This is a genomic window from Pseudobutyrivibrio sp. LB2011 (genome assembly GCF_000701765.1).
GTDB classification, from domain to species: Bacteria; Bacillota; Clostridia; order Lachnospirales; family Lachnospiraceae; genus Pseudobutyrivibrio; species Pseudobutyrivibrio ruminis.
In genome coordinates, this window is record NZ_JNJS01000008.1 from 47,270 (window position 1) to 67,083 (window position 19,814).

General features: G+C 38.8%; 15 protein-coding genes and 1 other RNA gene. All 16 read right to left on the minus strand.

All coding sequences use genetic code 11. The features are described from left to right. The 16 genes from T375_RS10210 to T375_RS10280 all read right to left on the minus strand — a co-directional run bounded on the left by T375_RS10210 (position 1) and on the right by T375_RS10280 (position 19,756). A complete protein-coding gene (locus tag T375_RS10210) occupies positions 1-255 on the minus strand; it encodes a hypothetical protein (RefSeq protein WP_044938055.1) in 255 nt (84 codons plus the stop codon). Continuing rightward, positions 240-3,845 carry a helicase-exonuclease AddAB subunit AddA gene (gene addA / locus T375_RS10215; RefSeq protein ID WP_044938059.1) on the minus strand — a complete coding sequence of 1,202 codons (3,606 nt, stop codon included), beginning with the start codon at positions 3,843-3,845 and terminating at the stop codon, positions 240-242. The genes T375_RS10210 and addA overlap by 16 nt, the downstream gene beginning before the upstream one ends. After that, a complete protein-coding gene (locus tag T375_RS10220; protein WP_044938063.1) occupies positions 3,832-7,293 on the minus strand; it encodes a PD-(D/E)XK nuclease family protein in 3,462 nt (1,153 codons plus the stop codon). Before T375_RS10220 ends, addA begins: the two co-directional genes overlap by 14 nt. Positions 7,294-7,308: 15 nt before the next feature. Beyond that, on the minus strand, positions 7,309-8,856 hold the full coding sequence (locus tag T375_RS10225) for an amidohydrolase (RefSeq protein ID WP_044938064.1): 1,548 nt from the start codon (positions 8,854-8,856) through the stop codon (positions 7,309-7,311). A gap of 25 nt (positions 8,857-8,881) precedes the next feature. Continuing rightward, a complete protein-coding gene (locus T375_RS10230) occupies positions 8,882-10,120 on the minus strand; it encodes a 6-phosphofructokinase (protein WP_044938066.1) in 1,239 nt (412 codons plus the stop codon). Between the two features lie 47 nt (positions 10,121-10,167). Next, entirely contained in the window at positions 10,168-10,446 is a 279-nt protein-coding gene (locus tag T375_RS10235) for a hypothetical protein (RefSeq protein ID WP_044938068.1), read from the minus strand. 32 nt (positions 10,447-10,478) lie between these two features. Further along, positions 10,479-11,012, minus strand: a complete 534-nt coding sequence (locus T375_RS10240; RefSeq protein WP_044938070.1) for a phosphatase PAP2 family protein — start codon at positions 11,010-11,012, stop codon at positions 10,479-10,481. Between the two features lie 3 nt (positions 11,013-11,015). Continuing rightward, positions 11,016-11,549 (minus strand): CarD family transcriptional regulator, encoded by a 534-nt coding sequence (locus T375_RS10245; protein WP_044938072.1) that lies wholly within the window; start codon positions 11,547-11,549, stop codon positions 11,016-11,018. Positions 11,550-11,755: 206 nt separating this feature from the next. After that, positions 11,756-12,101: RNase P RNA component class A (rnpB, locus tag T375_RS13340), an RNA gene on the minus strand. 12 nt (positions 12,102-12,113) lie between these two features. Beyond that, positions 12,114-13,778 (minus strand): nucleoside kinase, encoded by a 1,665-nt coding sequence (locus T375_RS10250; RefSeq protein WP_044938074.1) that lies wholly within the window; start codon positions 13,776-13,778, stop codon positions 12,114-12,116. Continuing rightward, positions 13,771-14,493 (minus strand): tRNA (adenine(22)-N(1))-methyltransferase, encoded by a 723-nt coding sequence (locus T375_RS10255; protein WP_044938076.1) that lies wholly within the window; start codon positions 14,491-14,493, stop codon positions 13,771-13,773. The genes T375_RS10250 and T375_RS10255 overlap by 8 nt, the downstream gene beginning before the upstream one ends. Positions 14,494-14,529: 36 nt before the next feature. Further along, entirely contained in the window at positions 14,530-15,924 is a 1,395-nt protein-coding gene (gene rpoD, locus T375_RS10260; RefSeq protein WP_330371752.1) for an RNA polymerase sigma factor RpoD, read from the minus strand. 12 nt (positions 15,925-15,936) lie between these two features. Further along, complete coding sequence (dnaG, locus tag T375_RS10265; RefSeq protein ID WP_044938077.1) at positions 15,937-17,709, minus strand: DNA primase; 1,773 nt, start codon at positions 17,707-17,709, stop codon at positions 15,937-15,939. 22 nt (positions 17,710-17,731) lie between these two features. Further along, entirely contained in the window at positions 17,732-18,748 is a 1,017-nt protein-coding gene (locus T375_RS10270; RefSeq protein WP_044938079.1) for a deoxyguanosinetriphosphate triphosphohydrolase, read from the minus strand. A 92-nt stretch (positions 18,749-18,840) separates the two neighbouring features. Next, positions 18,841-19,224, minus strand: coding sequence for a VOC family protein (locus T375_RS10275; RefSeq protein WP_044938082.1), 384 nt, complete (start codon positions 19,222-19,224; stop codon positions 18,841-18,843). Positions 19,225-19,228: 4 nt separating this feature from the next. Further along, positions 19,229-19,756: a GNAT family N-acetyltransferase gene (locus T375_RS10280; protein WP_049960401.1), complete on the minus strand. Its 528-nt coding sequence runs from the start codon at positions 19,754-19,756 to the stop codon at positions 19,229-19,231. Between the last annotated feature and the right edge of the window lie 58 nt (positions 19,757-19,814).

The window sequence follows — 19,814 nt, forward strand, 5'->3', positions numbered from 1 at the left end:
TTAACCCTCTACAACAAGATATCTTCCATCAGAAATAGAAAATACTTCTTCGGCTGATAAGATTTCTTCTTCACTCATGCCTGTAATATCCATTTCGTCTTCAAGATATTCAAGTACCTCTTTTTTATTCTTGCAGACTGTGGCACATACGTCCTCTAAAAACTCTACTGCCTCATCGTAAGACTCAGCTACCTTTTCAGGAAATAACTGTAACTGTTTCTCCAAAAATGTTTCAACTACTAATTTGTCGTACATATATTTATACTCCTTTCAAGTGCAAATGAATAAATGAGCACTTCCTTAACAGGAACATCGTAAGCATGCTCTATTGCATCTTTGTATAGCTTTAATTGCTTTTCATATCTTAGCACTAAGTCCTTGTCTTCGTCCACCTTATCAGTCTTATAGTCCATAAGAATTATTCCATCATCCTCTTCAAAGAAGACATCAATAATTCCCTGCACTAAAATCATCTCATCCGTAACATCTTCATCGTCAAACAATTCCTTTGCATCGCTTCCAAAAACAAAAGGCTTTTCTTTGTAAAGCTTTCCATTCATAGCTGCCTTTGACATACGATTAGACAAGTTGTCGTTTAAGAATACCTGAAGCTTTCTATGATTGATTCTTGCAAATTCATCATCTGATAAGCTCTTAGTCGCCTCCATATATTTCAGTTGCTCATCAAAGCTTGACTGGTAATCGTCTCTAGCAAAATCAAAGCATTCCATAAATCTATGCATGGCAGTTCCATATAAAGCACCTGAAGGAACCTTGCTTTCTTTGTCATTTCCTTCCGTAGCGGTACGCATGAACTGAGGTATGTAGCTTTCCTCTTCATTTTGAATAAATGCAGGTGCTGCATCTTCATTGAACTTGAAGGTATTTTCCATTGCCTGATGTTTGATTTCAGAAACAGAATACTTGCTTTTATATTTGCTATCTGCAAGGCCATTGTATTTAAATGATAACGTATTTGCGATAGTGTTATCCGCAGTACTGCCTGACTGGACAATGCTTTCAATGGCTTTCTTTACCTGTTCCTTTACAATTCCCTTTTCAACCTGATCAATGAACAATTCCTGACAATCTATAATACGTCTGTTGTAATCTCTTCCAGATGCATTCAAAGCACGAATTATCAGTTCTATACTTGTGGATGCTCCTATCTTAGTAGGGAAGCTGAGCTTACTTCCATCCCCACTAAACTCTTCTAACTTATCAACAACGCTTTTATCTTTTGATGGTTTTATTGCACCAGTAATAATCAGTTTGTCAACAGCTCTAGTAAGTGCTACGTAGAGAATTCGTAAGTATTCTCCTCTTTCCTCAGCTGCAGCTTTTGCATGAATCAGATTAAAAAATGGTGTCTTGTAGGTAATCCTTGTTTCAGGATTTCGATAATTCAATGCCACACCAAGTGTTGCATCATATGAAAAATTGCTTGTGTCACTTCTAAATCCACGGCCACATCCACAAACAAATACTACAGGGAATTCCAAACCCTTACTTTTGTGAATAGTCATTATTTTGACAGCCTCATCATTTTCACCAACTGTCTTAGCAAGTCCTAGATCCTCATCATATGTTCTAAGGCTTTCAATATAGCTTACAAATCGAGACAAACCTTTGAAGCTAGTACTCTCAAAATTGACAGCTTCATCCACTAGTTTATCCAGGTTTGCAGAAGCCATCTTGCCGTTAGGAAGTGCCTTGCAGTACATTCCATATTTGGTATATTCCAGGATGTTTTCTATTATTTCATGTATAGGTGTATCTATAGCCTGCTCTCTGAAATAGTTTAATGTATCAAGGAACTCAGAAACATCCTTTGTGGACTTTGTCTTGTTCCACTCAAGAAGGCATCCATATAAAGATTCCTCAGTGTTAATTGTTCTAATTTGGGCAAGTCTTTCAGAAGAAAAACCAAACATCTGAGAATGTAATACTGCCGCAAGAGGAATATCATTAAAAGGATTATCGATAATAGTAAGCATTGATAATACTGTCTCAATTTCCTCTCTATCAAAAAATCCAGTCTCCTCAGCAACATATGCTGGTATGCCATAATCTTTTAATGTGGAAATGTATTTGTCAGCATGGCCTTTTGTACCTCTCATGAGAATAACAACATCTGATAAACGCATATCTCTAAGATATCGTCCCTCATCGTTTTTACCGCTGACCTGGAAGCCTGATGCCATCAACTCTTTAATGCGCTTTGCTACAACAAGTGCCTCAAGCTCATCTCCATTTTCGATATTGAGCTCTTGCATTGAATCAGAATTCTGAGTTGCAATTATAATCTCTGATTCATAATCCTTTCCTTCACCAGGAAAGCTTTTATCTCCAAGCTTTAAAGCCGCCTTCTCATCATAGGCAACCCCGCCAACGTCCATCTGCATAAGAGGCTCAAATACCTGATTACAAAAATCAAGAACTTGCCATCTACTTCTAAAGTTGTTATCCAAATCAATTCGGATATCATTGCCAGTATCATCAGTTGGATAAGTGTAAAGCTTATCAATAAACAACTGTGGGCTAGCTTGTCTAAAAGCATAGATAGACTGCTTAACATCACCTACTGTGAAATAGTTGCTTCCATTGCTGATAGCAGTAAGAATCTGTTCCTGTAACTCGTTGGAATCCTGATACTCATCTACCATGACCTCTTTGAAATGCTGTGACAGCTCAACTGCTACAGGTCTTTTTTCATGTTCTTTAGAGTCCTTATTTCTAAGGATTTCAAGAGCCATGTGTTCAATATCATTAAAGTCGTATATATTTTTCTTTGCTTTTATTTTGTTTAAGCTTTTCGTGTATTCTTTTGTAAATCTGATTAATGCTGATGCCTGTTTTTTCACATACATCAAATCAGAAAACATATCTTCCAAGCTGGATGAATAGTATGATTCCTTTAATTCGCCTACCACATCTTTGTATTTTGCTCTAAGCGCTTTCGCTCTAGCTAAATCATCCTCATTTAAAGATGTGCCTTTGCTTCCAAATCTTTCTGAAAAATCAGCACCCATAACAGCACTATATTTGTCTTTGAAAGTGGAAGCTTCAGCTATACCTCTAAGCTGAGCCAACTCATTTGAGAAGATGTGTTTATCCTTAGAATCACAATCGGAATCATATAAATCCAAAAGCTTTGCAACTGAATCTATTAGTCCACTTACATACAAATCCGTATATGCGATAATCTGTTTTATCAACTGGGAATTTTCTAATTCTTCTACGCTACCAATATTGTAAAGATTTAACGCATTGTCATACCATTCATCTACCCATGCAAAGCTAGTTGCTTTATCATGTATTGCAAAGACCATTTCCTTTAGAGTGTCTGTTCTTCTGCCCGAAATATAAGCGTCTGCCAAAAGTTTAAAATCTTCATCATCCGCTTCCAAATACTTTGACAAAAGATCACTGAACACCTCATCGCAAAGCATTTTGAGCTCTCCCGATGTTCCTATTCTAAAGGCTGGATCCATATCGATTTCATAGAAATAGTTTTTTACAACCCAGCTACAGAAGCTATCTATGGTTCTAATATGGGCGTTATGTATAAGTGTGGCCTGTGCCCTGATTCTAGCGTCCGCACCATTATTTGCAATGGCTTTATCAATGGCACGTCGGATTCTATCTTTCATTTCCGCAGCAGCTGCAGTAGTGAATGTAACAACCAGAATTTCATCCACATCTATTCCATTTTTTTCATCAAGAATTTCAGATATTATTCGTTCAACTAATACGAAGGTTTTTCCACTACCTGCGGCAGCGCTAACAAGCATGTTCTTGCCTCTCGTATCCTTCACTAATAGCTGTTCTTTAGTTAGTGCCACTATCCTTGTCTCCTAATTCTTCCTTCATTAACTCCAATACATCAGACTTGCTTTTTCGCTTTTCCAAATTTCTAGCCTGATATCCTGGCTCGTTTTCATCAAAATGACATACACTCTTGAAGCCACAGTATCTACAAGCATCTATCTGTGTTCCAAGCTTTGCAGGTGATGGTTCAAACTGGCCATTGATTATACCCTCAGCAGTCTTTGCTGCCGATAAAGCTGCATAATCTATAACTGTTCTCATATCATCTCGGCTGATTGCATTAGCAGAAGCTAAAAGCTCGCCGTCCTTTTTTACACCGAATGGAACAATAGATGATTCTTTTGTCTGCCAATCCTCTATTCCAACTGTGCTATCATTTGCAGCCAAATCCTCTGGCTCGGATGAAAGGATGCCTTCCATTCTGCTAAGCTTTAACTGTTTTTCTTTAAAGTTTTCTCCACTACTGCTAAGCTCCAGGAATTTATTAGCCATTTCATAATAGAGCATAGCTGATGGATGCATAGTAGAATTTGGATATTTGTCCTTAAGCTTATCTAAAACAACTCCCATATAAATAGGCAGCTGCATTGATAGGCCATAATAGCACTCATCCAAATCAAGCTTATGACCGCTTGATTTATAATCGATAATTCTTACCGCTCTGTCGTCACCATCTGTCATATCGATTCTGTCGACCTTACCATTTAAGTTTGCAACAACTTCGCCACTGACAGGATTAATTATTTCAGATTGAATCTTTTCCTCGAAAAGCTCAGGCTCAAATTCTCCTCTTGATACCTGTGTTGTAATTATCTCTACCACGTGTCTTAGAGTCGCTTTCATGGATTCTACTATGTATCTTTGAGTAGAATCCTCCAGAGTTGCAACCTTTGCCATAGACTGGAAGGTTTGGGAAATAGCTGTCTCAATATATGCTTCTCGTTCTTCCTCTGTTACTCCCTTAAAGGTTTTATTATCTGCCTTTAAGCTATCAGAATATCTTTGAATCGCTTCATGATAAAAGTTACCCATATCAATGCTGGATAATTCAAACTTCTCTCTCTCCTGAAGCTTCATAATGTATGTCAGGAAATATTTATAGCTGCATTCATTGTATAACTCAAATCTGGATACTGAACCTTTAATGGTCTCGTCTGAATTTAAAGCCTCATTGACAGCTAACATAATATCATCGGAAAAGTCTTCTCGCTTATGTTGGAAAAAGGCTCCGTTTAAGAGAATATCCAGTTCATCTGAACTATCTTCCTTTGCCCAGTTTAAAAGCTCTTCTAATACAGCTTTCTCCTGATTAGTCAGCACCTCTAAACCAAAGGTAGCAGCTTTATTTACAAGCTCAATCATGTACTCCAATGAGCTTTTCTTTGATAGCAGTCTATCCTCTATACCAAAGCTCTCTATCTCCTTTAAGGACAGATCTTCGAACATATTTCTTAATAAATCCATTAGATAAGATGGATTTACAGCTTTACCAGCAGAATCTACTCTTGGCATTGTAATATAAAGCTTCTCATTTGGCTTTGTAAGCATCAGATATAGATAGAATCGCTGTCTAAATGACTTTTGCCTATCTGATGGAGCCAGCTCAAAACCTTGGGCTAGAAGCTGTTCTCTTTCTAGCTGAGAAAGGATACCTCCATTCTCCACCTTCTTTGGAATAGCATCATCAGATGCTCCAATACAAAACAACACCTTGATATTTGACAAACGTGTACGCTCAATATCTCCTAAAATCACGCTATCATTGGCAGGAGGAATTACACCAATTGAGGCTGCCGATAGGCCCGCTTCAAAAATATCATGGAATTCTTCCAAATCCATTTCTTCATCCCCAAGAATTCCCACCAACTTATCAAGGATATCCATTATAACCGGATAAATCTGGCTATACTCTTTCGCCTTAACTGGCTGATTGCCATCTTCGTATAATTTTTCTCTTGTTTTAATTTGTCCTTCAAAATCGAAGTAGCAAATAATCTCGTATAAAGCAGTAGCAATTGTTCTTACTGAACATTTTTGGGAAATTTGATTATCAAATGCCTTGAAAGGGGCAATAAACTTTTCTCTAATTTCATTTACCCTAAGTAAATCCTCATCCTTGGAATATGAATTAGAACGAATTGCAAAAGGATGAAAATACTTTTTCTTGCCACGGATTCCTGTAGAAATAAGATAGTTCTCCAGGTAATCCATTTCCTCAAATGTTAAATCTGTAAGATTGGTTCTTAAGAATCTAAATACATCTTCTCTTCTGAAGTCATTATCGAAAATATCAAACAACGCATCTATTGCTTCTGTCATCGGATGGAATAAGATTTCTGTTTTGGCATCAACAAAGTAAGGGATATCATAATTGTTCCATATCCCCGAAACTAAATATCTATATTCCTCCAGGTTAGGTGCAACAACTGCAATATCCTTGTAATGCATTCCCTCTCGGATTAGTTTATTAATTTCTATAGCAACATACTGTAGTTCATCACGCTGACTTCTGAGACTAGTCAGTACTATATTACTGTTTGGCTGTTCCTTACCTGCGTATTTCTGTGGCTTCGCCCTGAAAATATTCTTTTCAAGATGGCTGAGTATCTCATTGTCTGAAAGCCAGCCATTTTCCCTGGAAATATAGGTAGGTTTATTTATTGTTACGCCAGCTCTCTTGGCGATTTTGTTCATTCTTATTGCAAATTCAGATGACATTGAAAACAACTCATCATCTGCAAGGTTTTCTAAAAGAGGTGTATCTTCGTCTGCTGTAATTGTAACTGCTACCTCATCGCATATTGCAAGCATATGTTCCACAAGCTGATACTGGATTGGGGTGAAGCCCGTAAATCCATCTAATACAACTGTTGAACCGTTTACTATTTCTGAGCTATCCAACATATCATTTAACGTAGATAAAATAGACTCAGTGGTAACGTATTTACCATTTATAAAATCTAAAAAAGCCTCGTACAATACTAACAAATCCGAGGCTTTTCTTTTGAAGCTTTCTGACATTGCAGGTGTATCAATCATCTCCTTAAGCTTATCTGGAGTGATATTGTACTGAGTAAGCTCTGAAATCAAAGACTTTACCTGAGTAATATAACTGATTCTTGTTATATTATTCCTTAAAGTCTTTATGTCATTGATATTTGAGTTTATCAGCTTGCGAATTACAAGAGATTTTCCTGTATCATCCAAAACAGCGTTTACGCCAGCCCCAAGCTCTTCAAACACTCGGTATGCCAATCGATTAAAGGATAAAACATCGATGTTCATAATGCACTTGTTAGGGTGCATAGAAACAAGAAGTCTTTGGGTGGACATAGTGTACTGCTCTGGAACTATAACAAGAAAATTCTTGTCTTTATTTGCCATAGCTTCTTTTATTATTCTTTTATAAAGGGTAGTGGATTTACCACTACCCGAGTTACCAATTATTAATGATAATGACATTATTACTCCTAGTGATTATTGAGGGAACATACCACGCAGCATGGTTGCCATAGATCCCATTCTAGATCTCTGGTATGGCTTTCCCTTCAAATATAATTCTGCAACACTAATATTCTTTAATTCTTCCACTGGAACCTCGTATGGATTTGAATCAAGAATAACTATATCACAGCTTTTGCCCATCTCCAATGACCCTCTCTCTTTCTCATCAAATAAAGAGTAGGCACCATTATATGTAGCCATTCTAAGGGCATCAAAAACAGACACAGACTCTTCTGGATTTCTGTTGTTACAAGCATCATGAATCCACATAATTGGATTTGGATCAGATGCTGGTGCATCTGAATTGAAGCACACCTTTATTCCCAAGTCATTGATTGTCTTAAGCGGATTAATTCTTGAAAATCTCTCATCCGACAGCATCTCTTTAACAAATTCATCAACTCCAGAGATATGCGACAACATAGAAGGCCTAGCTGAAATCATAATGTTGTATCTCTTGCAGGTCTTTAAGGCACGCTCTGTTGGAAGTGAACCATGTAAAATTATGTGTCTGTGGTCGTATCGTGGATAATCCTCCAGCGCCAATGCAATGGCATTTACCGCCTGCTCAAAGGCAGCATCACCAACCGCATGTAAAGCTATTTGGTAGCCTGCTCTGTTGGCATTAATACAGAATTTTTGAACATCCACATCGTCATAATATGAAACGCCTTTATTTTTTACAGTAGCATAGTCATCCATTAAGGCTGCATCTAGATTAGCGAAAGTACCATCCAAATCTGCAAATACTACACGATTCACATCTTTTTTAGTAATCTTATCCACATTTGAACACTGATGTGCAATGCGCAATTGCATACCATTATCAAGACCCTTTGCTACTGAACGCTCCATATCAAAATCATAGTCACGTATAAATCCTAATCCACTAGCTGAGCAAATCAATCCAACGCCTCTGCTTGCAAGGAAATCTGCTGTCTCCATCATAGAATCAATGACTTTTTTAGTAGATAGGCCATGAGTTATAAATTCGCAGGCGGCAGCAAAAGCTTCCTGTTTCAATTCTCCTGTAACAGGATTGAATCCTCTAAGATTTTCTGCCCTAGACTTAACAGCCTCAATAAAAAGACTATTAGCAACACCTGAATGGGCATCATGTTTTATGATAAATGCGGCCTTTTCAGGACAAGCCGTATCCATCTGTTCTCTAAGAATTAAATATCCTTCTGAAACAGAAAACTCTGTTGCACCAAAGCCTACGATAATACTTTCTCTTGATTCTTTTGCATATTTCTCCAACTGCTCCAATATCTTCGCATTGGAATCAGTATCATTTATTGGAAACATCTTATGCAATACAGAAAAGCCAGAATAATGTGTATGGGTATCTACAAATGCAGGCAAAGCAACATTTTTGCCTAACTCGATAGGAGGAACCACCTCATACTGAGTTGGTAATGTATTGCCAATATAAGCAATACGTCCTTCCCTTTCAACCAAGTAATTAGCAATTGTATTGTTTTCATCACAAGTGATTATTGTTCCATGAAATACCTGCATTTTTCTCCTCCATACCCCTCATTAACTATTTTTTAACCGGTCTGTAAATATGTCTTGGAATACCATCTACCATGATAGGTGATACATCTCCTTGTATCAGTGGTCTAACATATGTAATAAAGGCTTCTGTTACATATGTGCCATCATGTGTAATCCAATTTCTAGGTACAAGCTTTTCGTCATTAGCAATCTTGTGAACATCCTTAACCTCTGTACCACACTGATAAGGATCATCTGAATGGCGAGTAAGTGTAACCATCTTGCCTGTGTCCCCCTCATCTGCAGCAAGAACGGCAGCACCACCAACCTGATATGCTTCAAGAATATCTACACGTGAAGCTAAATGTGAGCCAGCTCTCTGAAGTGTAGAAAGCTCAATAGCTCTAGTCTTGCAGCCAAGCTCCCTTCCAATAAAATTGCAAAGATAAGCAGCTGTTCCTGTAAGCTGTTTGTGATTAAATGCATCTACGAATTCAACATTATCACCTAGCTCACATACATATTTACCTTCTTTTGTATGAATACCCTCTGAAATACATACAACTACTGATGACTGTGTTTTAAGAAGTTTTACAACTCTTTCCTTAAACTTATTAAGGTCAAAAGGTACTTCTGGTAAATAAATTAAATCTGGTCCCTCGCAATCCTCTCCTTTTGCAAGAATAGATGCGCCTGTAAGCCAGCCAGCATTACGTCCCATGATTTCCACAATTGTAACAAGACCCTTGTCATATTCAAGGCAGTGGCCATCGCGGATAATCTCTTTAACTGATGTACCAATATATTTAGCAGCACTACCAAATCCAGGTGTATGGTCAGTAAGTGCTAAATCATTATCGATAGTCTTAGGACATCCTATAAATCTAATTTCGGAACCTGTAAGAATGGCGTAATCAGAGAGCTTCTTGATGGTATCCATAGAATCATTACCACCAATGTAAATTAACGCCTCAATTTCGAGCTTGTTAAGAATTGAAAATATTTTTTCATAGGTTGCCATGTCTTTGTGAATTTCAGGAAGTTTGAAGCGACATGAACCAAGATACGCAGCTGGAGTTCGCTTTAAGAGCTCAACATCCAAATCGTTTTTGATGAAATCAGAAAGATCGATATAATCCTCTTCCATCAGACCTTTGATTCCGTGGAGCATGCCGTATACTTTGCCAGCACCACGGTCTTTTGCTGTTCTGAACACTCCTGCTAATGAAGAGTTGATTGCGGCGGTCGGTCCGCCTGATTGTCCCACAATTACGTTTCCAGTCATTACATTTTACCCCCAATCATTTAAGTTTCATGATTTATTATCAACAGCTAGCGCTGCAATAATCCCCAAAAATCAATCATCTCTAGGATCGTCCCTAAAATGCCCTGCAATAATATCACATACACACCAAATACCTCCTCCAATGGTGGATGCAATATGATAACGTTTATTATTAAATTGCCGGCTGTAAGGGTACCACCAGTAAAACCTGTAACTAGCCAATAAACTGGCCGAACAAATAGCCAATAGCCTCCAATATATAAGCCGAGGACTGTGCCAAGAACGCTAAATAGCACAGCTAAGGCTTTCTTTGCACTTTTTTTCATATAATATAATTGCTCCTACAATATAATCCTAATTAAAATGGTAGCATAATGAGGCCAAAAACGCCACATAAAATACCATAACAACTAACTGCAATTATGAGAGCAATCGCAAAACCTGCAATTACATCCTTGATGAAATGCACACCGCCAATAACTCTTATTACTGCAAGCGCTACCCCAAGGATAATCACAAACACTGCTAATGCCACCGATGACTGCATGATTGTAAAAGCTACCATAAAAATAGAGAATACATGTCTACTTGGAAAGCTTTTTCCCTTTGTGTCTTTATTTAAGGCTGGGACAAAATCATATACTTCGTATGGTCTTGGGGCACTAATGATTTTTCTAAAAAGAGAAACGATAACAAAAGAAACCCCAGGAATTAGAATACTTCTATACAAAATATTGTAATCTCCTGAAGGTTCAAAGAACGCCCCGTAAACAAGATATCCTGCATACAGCAAGACTGTAATATAAGTAATGGCCTTGTCCAGCACATTAAGAGCTGTAACAAGACCATTATTATTTTTAATATGTTCTGTAATTGCTTTGTAAGCTATCATATATTATGCACCTATTAATACAGAATTTGCGGTGTGTGTTTTGACAGCTTCCTCAAAAAGATTCTGAGCAAATGTAATATCCTTACCCATTGAAAAAGCCATTTCCTCGTAAAGCTTGCGACCTGCAACTGAAAGTGTCTTTTCATCAAGGGCCATTACCTTTTTGCCAGCGGCAATTCTCTGCCACTTTCTGATAAGTACTGTCTTTACGACCTGAGCCAAAGACTCTGGTGTAAACTCACCCATCACTTCTTTAAATTTTTCCTGAAGAGCTCTTTCGTTTGGCTCCTCAATGCACTCAATGTTGTCAATGTTTTCAAGAATTCTAGTAAAAGTCTCCTGCTTTGCTACTGGACGTAGCCTAACTGTTGAGCCACTAATTGGAGTAAATACCTTTGCCCCTGCCTTAAATACAGGCGACATGCAGTAATAAGTTTTGCGAGAACCTTTGCCCATAAGTTCCATGTCATCAATATCTTCAATCTGACAAACACCACTGCCCTCATGAACTAAATAATCGCCTACCTGATATTCCATTTTACACCATCCTTCTAAACCATTACAACAAGTACCTCCATAACTCCTATTCCCCTAAGATATAGTTTCGATAGGTCTATTATAGCACGATTTACCTTGTCTAGACACAAAAAATTCACATTCGTGAATTATTCCCACGAATATTTAAAATTGTAAGATGGAATTTGTAAAAAATGACAACATTCTGACAAATTATAAGAAAAAAAGAAAAGGGTTAGACTGTGAGCCGGGTTATGTCTTTTAAAGTAGTCATCTATCTAGGATTACTGTCGCCAATAACCTCAAGCGTTCAACCTAGTGCTGGCGGGCCGCGTACGCACTTTTTAGAACTTGCTTCGGATGGGGTTTACATGGCTTTCGTTGTTACCAACGAAACGGTGGTCTCTTACACCGCCTTTCCACCCTTACCCATAATAATATGGGCGGTTTATTTCTGTTGCACTATCCTTGGAGTTACCTCCACCAGCCGTTAGCTGGCATCCTTGCCCTGTGAAGCCCGGACTTTCCTCTCTCCTATCATTACAATAGAACAGCGACTACTCATCTAGCCCTTTATAAACATTATTAAAGAATACAACTTCCTCCAATAAACTCGCGAACCAGTGAATTATTAGGAATAACATCTGGTGCCATTGGAAGGAAATAATCTAAAAGCTTTATGAGGCGCTTTGCCTCTGGATACATTGGATGGTCCGCCGGAATTGCGTATAGCTGTGGATCAACGTATAGCTTAAGCACCGCCATCTCGTATATTAAAGCTGTATTGAAAACATGATCTGCCTGCTCCTGGAATGGGAAAATGTATTTTTCCTCTCCTCTTCGAACAGAATCCCACATTGCTATGGTCTCTGCAGCAGATGTAGCTCTCGTTCTAGAATCTCGCACAATTCTGCGAATCAATCTACCATCAGCAGTAGAAAGTGGATTGTGTTCATCAATAGAAAGCTGAGTTAATGCAGAAAGATAAATCTTGTATTTGCTTTCAGCAGGAAGTGATGCACTCATTCGATCGTTAAGTCCATGAATTCCTTCGATAACAAGTATATCATTTTTTCCTAACTGCATATAGTGATCATTATACTCTCTTTTTCCAATTTTGAAATTAAAATTTGGAAGAAGAACTCTTTCGCCCTTCAAAAGCTTAACCATGCACTCGTTAAAATATGGAATATCAAGGCCTTCTATTGACTCAAAGTCCTTTTCTCCATATTCATCTATAGGCATTTGATCACGGTTTAAATAGAAATCGTCAAGTGGTACTGGATGAGGCACGCAGCCTAAAGCTCTAAGCTGAGCAGAAAGCTTGTGTGAAAATGTGGTCTTTCCTGATGATGAAGGACCAGCCATCATAACAAACTTAACATCCTTGTTTGAAGCAATTGTACGAGCAAGCTCGCCAATATTACGCTCCATAATTGCCTCTTGAGATAAGACAATGTCTTTTATTCTGCCACTTGCTATAGCATCATTTAATGCACCAACAGTAGGAACTCCCATTGTTCGTCCAAACTCGGATGATGCCTGCTGAACTGAAAATAGCTTTATTGGACTAGTAAACTCTGCAACAGTCCTTGAGTCTCCCTTAAGCTTGTTAGCATTAGGGAATAATAACATAAAGCCATGCTCAAATTTCATCAAATCAAAATACTGCAGATACTTGGTAGATGGTACCATGTATCCGTAGAAATAATCAATACATCCATCCAAATCATACACATTTATATTGGAACTTGTACGATATTTAAGAAGCTGTTCCTTATCCTTCATATTGAAGCTATGGAACAATTCCTTTGCCTGGCTAGTTTTAATTGAATATTTCTTAAGAGGAATATCCTGCTGAACTAAATCCAGCATAACTTTTTTAAGCTCTTCAAGCTTTTCCTCTGTAATTTCGCCAACACCATCAATAGTGCAGAAATCTCCCTGTCCCAAGGAATGCTCCACCCTAAGGTATGGATTTGCTGGCAATGGATATACATCCATAAGAGCGCGCTGAAGTAAAAATACTACACTTCTACGGTATGCTCTACGGCCGTCCTTATCTGCTGTAGTTAAGAATTCTAGCTCTGCGACACCAGATACAGCCATGTGTAGCTCGGTAAGACTGCCTTTGTACTTAGCAAGGACAATATCGTCCTTATAATCAGCCTGATGAGCTTCTGCAATGTCTAATAACTTTGTACCGTCTTCGTAAGTCTCTTCCTTACCGTTAATAATTACTTTAGCCATGACTCTTCCTCCGTTTCAGCTCTACTTGCTTTATAAGCTCAAGCTCATTTAGCAGTATCGCTTTTCTATGTTGTATTGGGTCAGTGACTTCTTCTCCTTGAAGTGATTCAAGCTTATTGAGGATTGATGTATACTCCCTTTTATTCTTTTCTAAAAGAGACTGTAATAAATCCGGAGACTTTTCAATAATGATTGGTCCATATTCAAGCTCAGCATCTGAAAGCTCAGTGTGCTCACCAGAAAATGTAACTTTCATTATTGGATAAATCTTGCCTTCTTCTGTACATAAACTTTCATCGAGAAATTGAAAGCCGTTATCCACAAGATACTCACGAAGAGCCTTGTATTCCGACTGCGGTTCCAAAATAAGTGCCTTGGCACTTTTTGCAACCATGAGCCTAGCATCCAAAATCCTCTTTATTAAAGCACCACCCATACCACAAATACATATGACATCTGCCTCGGCCTCATCAAGCTTGGCCAATCCATCTGACAATCTGAATGAGACCTGATCTAAAAGATTAGCCTGCCCAACATTAACCTTCGCTGATTCAAGTGGCCCTTTATTAACGTCCATAGCTATTGCTTTGTTTACGATATGATTCTCTAGAAGAGAAATTGTAAGATAGCCATGGTCACAGCCCACATCAGCAACAGTTCCACACTTAGGCACCATGTCATATATAATTTGTAATCTTGGAGATAATTTTATCATTTATTTATGTATAAACCTTGTAATTAAATCATGATTTTACTGATCAAGGTAATCCTTAAGCTTTCTGCTTCGGCTTGGGTGACGAAGCTTTCTAAGGGCCTTTGCCTCAATCTGTCTAATACGCTCACGAGTAACGTTGAACTCCTTACCTACTTCCTCAAGTGTGCGAGCCTTTCCATCCTCAAGACCAAATCTAAGGATAAGAACTCTCTGCTCACGCTCTGTCAGTGTATCAAGAACTTCGTGAAGCTGTTCCTTTAAAAGTGTGAATGTTGCAGCCTCTGCTGGTACAGGAACATTTTCATCTGGAAGGAAATCACCAAGGTGGCTATCTTCCTCCTCACCGATAGGAGTCTCAAGTGAAACTGGCTCCTGAGAAATCTTTAAGATTTCGTGTACTCTGTCTACTGTAATGCCCATTGCTGCTGCAATTTCCTCTGGAGTTGGTTCGCGGCCGTACTCCTGAAGTAACTGTCTAGAAACTCTGATGAGTTTGTTAATTGTTTCTACCATATGTACAGGGATACGGATTGTACGAGCCTGATCTGCAATAGCACGAGTGATAGCCTGTCTAATCCACCATGTAGCATAAGTAGAGAACTTGTAACCCTTGTGATAATCGAACTTTTCAACAGCCTTCATAAGACCAAGGTTACCTTCCTGAATAAGATCAAGGAAAAGCATTCCACGACCTACATAACGCTTTGCAATAGAAACAACAAGACGAAGGTTTGCCTCAGCAAGCTTGTTCTTTGCTTCCTGATCTCCATCTTCCATTCTCTGAGCAAGCTCAACCTCTTCCTCTGCAGAAAGAAGTGGTACCTTACCAATTTCCTTAAGGTACATACGAACTGGATCTTCGATGCTTACTGAATCAGGAACAGACATATCGATATCTTCGATATCCTCATCATCACTAGCAAGAAGAAGTGCATCAGATGGACCTGAAGAGAAGTTTACATCGATACCTCTCTTATCAAGGTATGTAAGGATACGCTCCATCTGCTTTGCATCGATTTTGTAATCCTTTAAGAACTCTGAAATTTCATAGTCCTCGATAATGCTCTTCTGAGACTTTGCAATCTTTACAAGCTCAGTAACCTTTGAATCTAATTCATCGCTTCCGAATGAATCAAGATCATCATCGTCGTCATCGTCGTCATCATCTCTATCAACTGATGTCTTTGCTCCTACAGATGCAAGGAACTCATCAACATCCTCATCATCAGCTGTCTCGTCAATGTTGTCGAAATCATGCTCGTTAAATTCAAGATCCTCTGCAGAAATCTCTTCTAAGTCTGCAAAGTTTACATCCTTGTCATCAGACTCTGACTCTTCTGCTTCAGCTTCGTCTGCTTCTGCTAAAAATGCATCTGCAGCTGCTTCTAAATCCTGGTTTTCGATTAGTTCTTCAACTTTCTTTTTTGCCATTTTTATTCCTTTCTATAGTGAGAATTCTAAACGCTCAAGTCGTTGTAGCTTCTTCTTTCCTTCCACCAAGCTCTTTAAATCTGCTCCATTTTTCTGTGCAAGCTCCAGTGAATGTTTTTTTATTCTAAGCAAAGTTTCTTTTAGTGCTTTGCTAAGATCCGTATTGTCTGTAAGTTCTCCAACAGTTGTATTGAAGAGAGCGGCTACTACTCGCCTGTCCTCGTCTTCCATAAATAAATCAACTATTCGAGCGGTATCAACAGTGCTTCCATCTGAAAGGTATTTGAATACCTCTGTTGCTACCTGTTTGTATACACCTTCCTCGAAATCGTCAGGTGTAACATACTCCTGTATCTTTCCATATATGCTTGTATCTTCTACAAGCCAGGTAAGAAGCAGGCGCTGGGACATCTTCATGCCGTCATCCTTTGGCTTTGGAGTGCTGCGGCGCTCGGAATCACGGTTTTGTGTCTGGTTCTTTGCTGTAATTCCAGATTGTCCAAGCTCAATAATATATTTGCCAAGAGCTTCGCGAGGTATGTTGAAACGAGCCGCCACTGATTCAGTGTAGTTCTCTCTTTCAAGCTGAGTTGGAAACTCTGTAACAATCATTCTTGCAACTTCTTTTTGGAAGTCGGACTTTTTCTCAGGATCTGTCAAATCGTAGTTCTTTTCAAGCATTCTCACCTGATACATAAAGCTATTTTCCGCATTCTGAATACGTTTTTCGTATTCCTCTGCTCCTAAGGCTTTAATGAATTCATCAGGATCCTTGTAAGGTGACATATTTATGACCCTACATGAAATGCCTGCATTTTTGAGAATTGGGATTGCTCGAAGTGCAGCCTTCTGACCTGCCCCATCGGAATCATAGCTGAGATAAACGTCTTTGACGTATCGCTTCAGCATGCCGGCATGGCCTTCTGTAAGGGCCGTACCAAGTGAGGCAACTGCATTATCGAATCCTGCCTGATGCAAAGATATAACATCCATATAGCCTTCACACAGAATAAACTGCTGGCGCCTTGTTTTTCTGGCAAAGTATAAGCCAAACAAGGTCTTGGACTTATTGAATATCTCTGTCTCAGGAGAGTTAAGATATTTTGGCTCGCCGTCCCCCATAACTCGTCCACCAAAGGCAACAACCTTGCCGTTGGCATCGAAAATAGGAAACATAGCACGATTCCAAAATTTATCGTGACCACCGCGTTTTTCATCGATGGTTATAAGACCACAATCCTTTAAAATCTCATCCTCATATCCCTTACCTCTAAGGTATTTATAAAGGGAATCTGAATACTTGCTGGTGCACCCTAAACCAAATTTGTGAAGTGTATCAGCTGTAAGCTCTCTCTTGGTGAAGTAGGCCATGGCCTGCTCGCCTTCTTTGGAGCGAAGCATCTTGTAGTAATAGCCTGCAGCCTCTTTATTTATTTCAAATAAACGACTGCGTCTATCCGCTCTCTGCCTCTCCTGGTAGGTCATTTCCCTCTGTGGGAGTGTGACGCCACACTTAGGAGCAAGTTCTTCGATAGCTTCTTTGAAGGTCATATTTTCGTAGTTCATAAGGAAGCTGAAAACATTTCCTCCGGCTCCACATCCAAAGCAATAATACATCTGCTTTTGTGGGCTTACCGAGAATGAGCCTGTTTTTTCATTATGAAAGGGACAAAGTCCAAAATACTGGCTGCCCTTTTTTTGAAGGTTAACATATTGAGAAATAACATCGACTATGTCAGTTCTAGTTCTGACTTCCTCGACGATTTCATCTGAATAATAAGGCATGTATTCTCCCTAAAATATAATATTAGAATCCATCAACGACCCATGCTTTTGGCATGAAGTATTCATTAAACTTTGTAATGCAATACTGATCGGTCATTCCGGAGATGTAATCGCAAATAATTCTTTCCTGGCTTTCGCCCTCATCCTCCATGGTGCGATAGCGAGTAGGCAATTCTTCGAAATGTTCTGTGTAATACTCATACAACTCACGAATCATTCTCTTTGCCTTAACTTCTTCTGTCTTTGCCACAGAATCCTTGTAAACATTCGCAAACATGAATTTGCGAAGCTCTGCCATAGCCTGCTCGATTTCAGGAGACATCTTTATAACAGGACTGTCAGTGCTTTCTATAATAACGTCGTGAATAAGAGTATCCAATCTGACTGCTGAAGTCATACCAAGAGTCTTGCGAATCTCCATTGGAATACTTTCTTCTGTGAGGATGTGTGCACGAATGGCATCATCTATATCGCTGTTTACATATGCAATCTTGTCTGAAAGGCGAACGATTTGGCCTTCTGGTGTAGCTGGATGTCCGCTGGTCTGATGATTACGGATTCCATCCCTAACTTCCCAGGTAAGGTTAAGTCCCTGACCGCCTTTTTCAAGCTTTTCAACAATGCGCACGCTCTGCTCTGAGTGCACAAAACCAGTAGAACACATTTCATTTAGCTGAGCCTCGCCAGCATGTCCAAATGGTGTGTGTCCTAAATCATGCCCTAACGCAATAGCTTCTACCAAATCCTCATTGAGACGTAAAGCCTTTGCAATAGTTCTGGCATTCTGTGAAACTTCTAGAGTATGAGATAATCTTGTTCTGTAATGATCACCCTGAGGAGTAAGAAAGACCTGTGTCTTATTCTTCAAACGGCGAAATGCCTTACTGTGAAGAATTCTATCTCTATCCCTCTGAAACAGAGGTCTGATATCACACTGTGGCTCGTCTTTTTCTCGGCCACGTGAATTTTCATTGAGTGTGGCATAAGGGCTAAGAGTTTCCCTCTCCATCTGCTCAATCATCTCTCGAATTGTGCCCATTTTGTCCCCCTTTTTTTGCATAAAACGACACCTCTAAAGAACATATTACACGCAAAAAAAGGATATCCTTTTTTTATTTTTACAAAATGGAATTAAATCGTAATTTCTATCTGATTTCCTTCTATAGCAATAATGCAGCTTTCATAATAGCCATCTCCAGTTGTTCTTGGTCCGCTTACAACCTCAAATCCATCAGCACTAAGACTATGTGTCAGTTCATCTACTCGTTCTTTGCTTCCCACAGAGAAAGCTATATGGATAAGTCCTGTACGATTCAAGGCTTTCTCGTCATCGGCCATATCCGGTTTGTTCATTATTTCCAATCTTGCCCCATCATCGAAAGAAATGAAGTAAGAGCGGAAATCCGTTTTTACATTGTGATAGCCATCATTAGATTTTCCATCAAGATATTTAACAAAGAAATCTCTGGCCTTCTCCAGATTATTAACGTACATTGCTACATGTTCAATTTTCATACATTTACCCCTTCCATCCAAGCTGTAATTCAAATATTCCACCATCAAAATAAATATCTTTTCCATCTGAATCTTTATAAAAAGATACTTTTTCAGCTCCTACCTGCTTAAAACCTACCGAGTTTAATAATCTGATTGATGGTATATTTTTCATTGCTGTTCCTGCTACTAATCTACTAGCACCAATATCGCGCAGGTAAGCAATTACACCTAAAACACTTTCCTTTGCATAGCCCTGCCCATGATATTTTGAATGAAAACAATATCCTATTTCATAAGCATCATCGCATCTATTAGATGAAATGTATCCAATGATTTCTTCTTGCAAACAGACTGCAAAGAAAATATGATCATAATGTTCTGCTTCGCGTCCCCATCTTGCAATTCTATTGGTAACAGATAAATCATCAAGTTCTTTTATATTATCATACTGAGCATATGGAGAAACGGTCTCATCTTTCCATATTCTCTGAATTGCCTTCCAATCCTCTTTTTTTACTCGTCTTAATAATAAACGCTTTGTCTTAATCATTTGTTGCACCTATAAACTAGAATTAATTGATTCATTCTCAGTAAATGACCATACATAC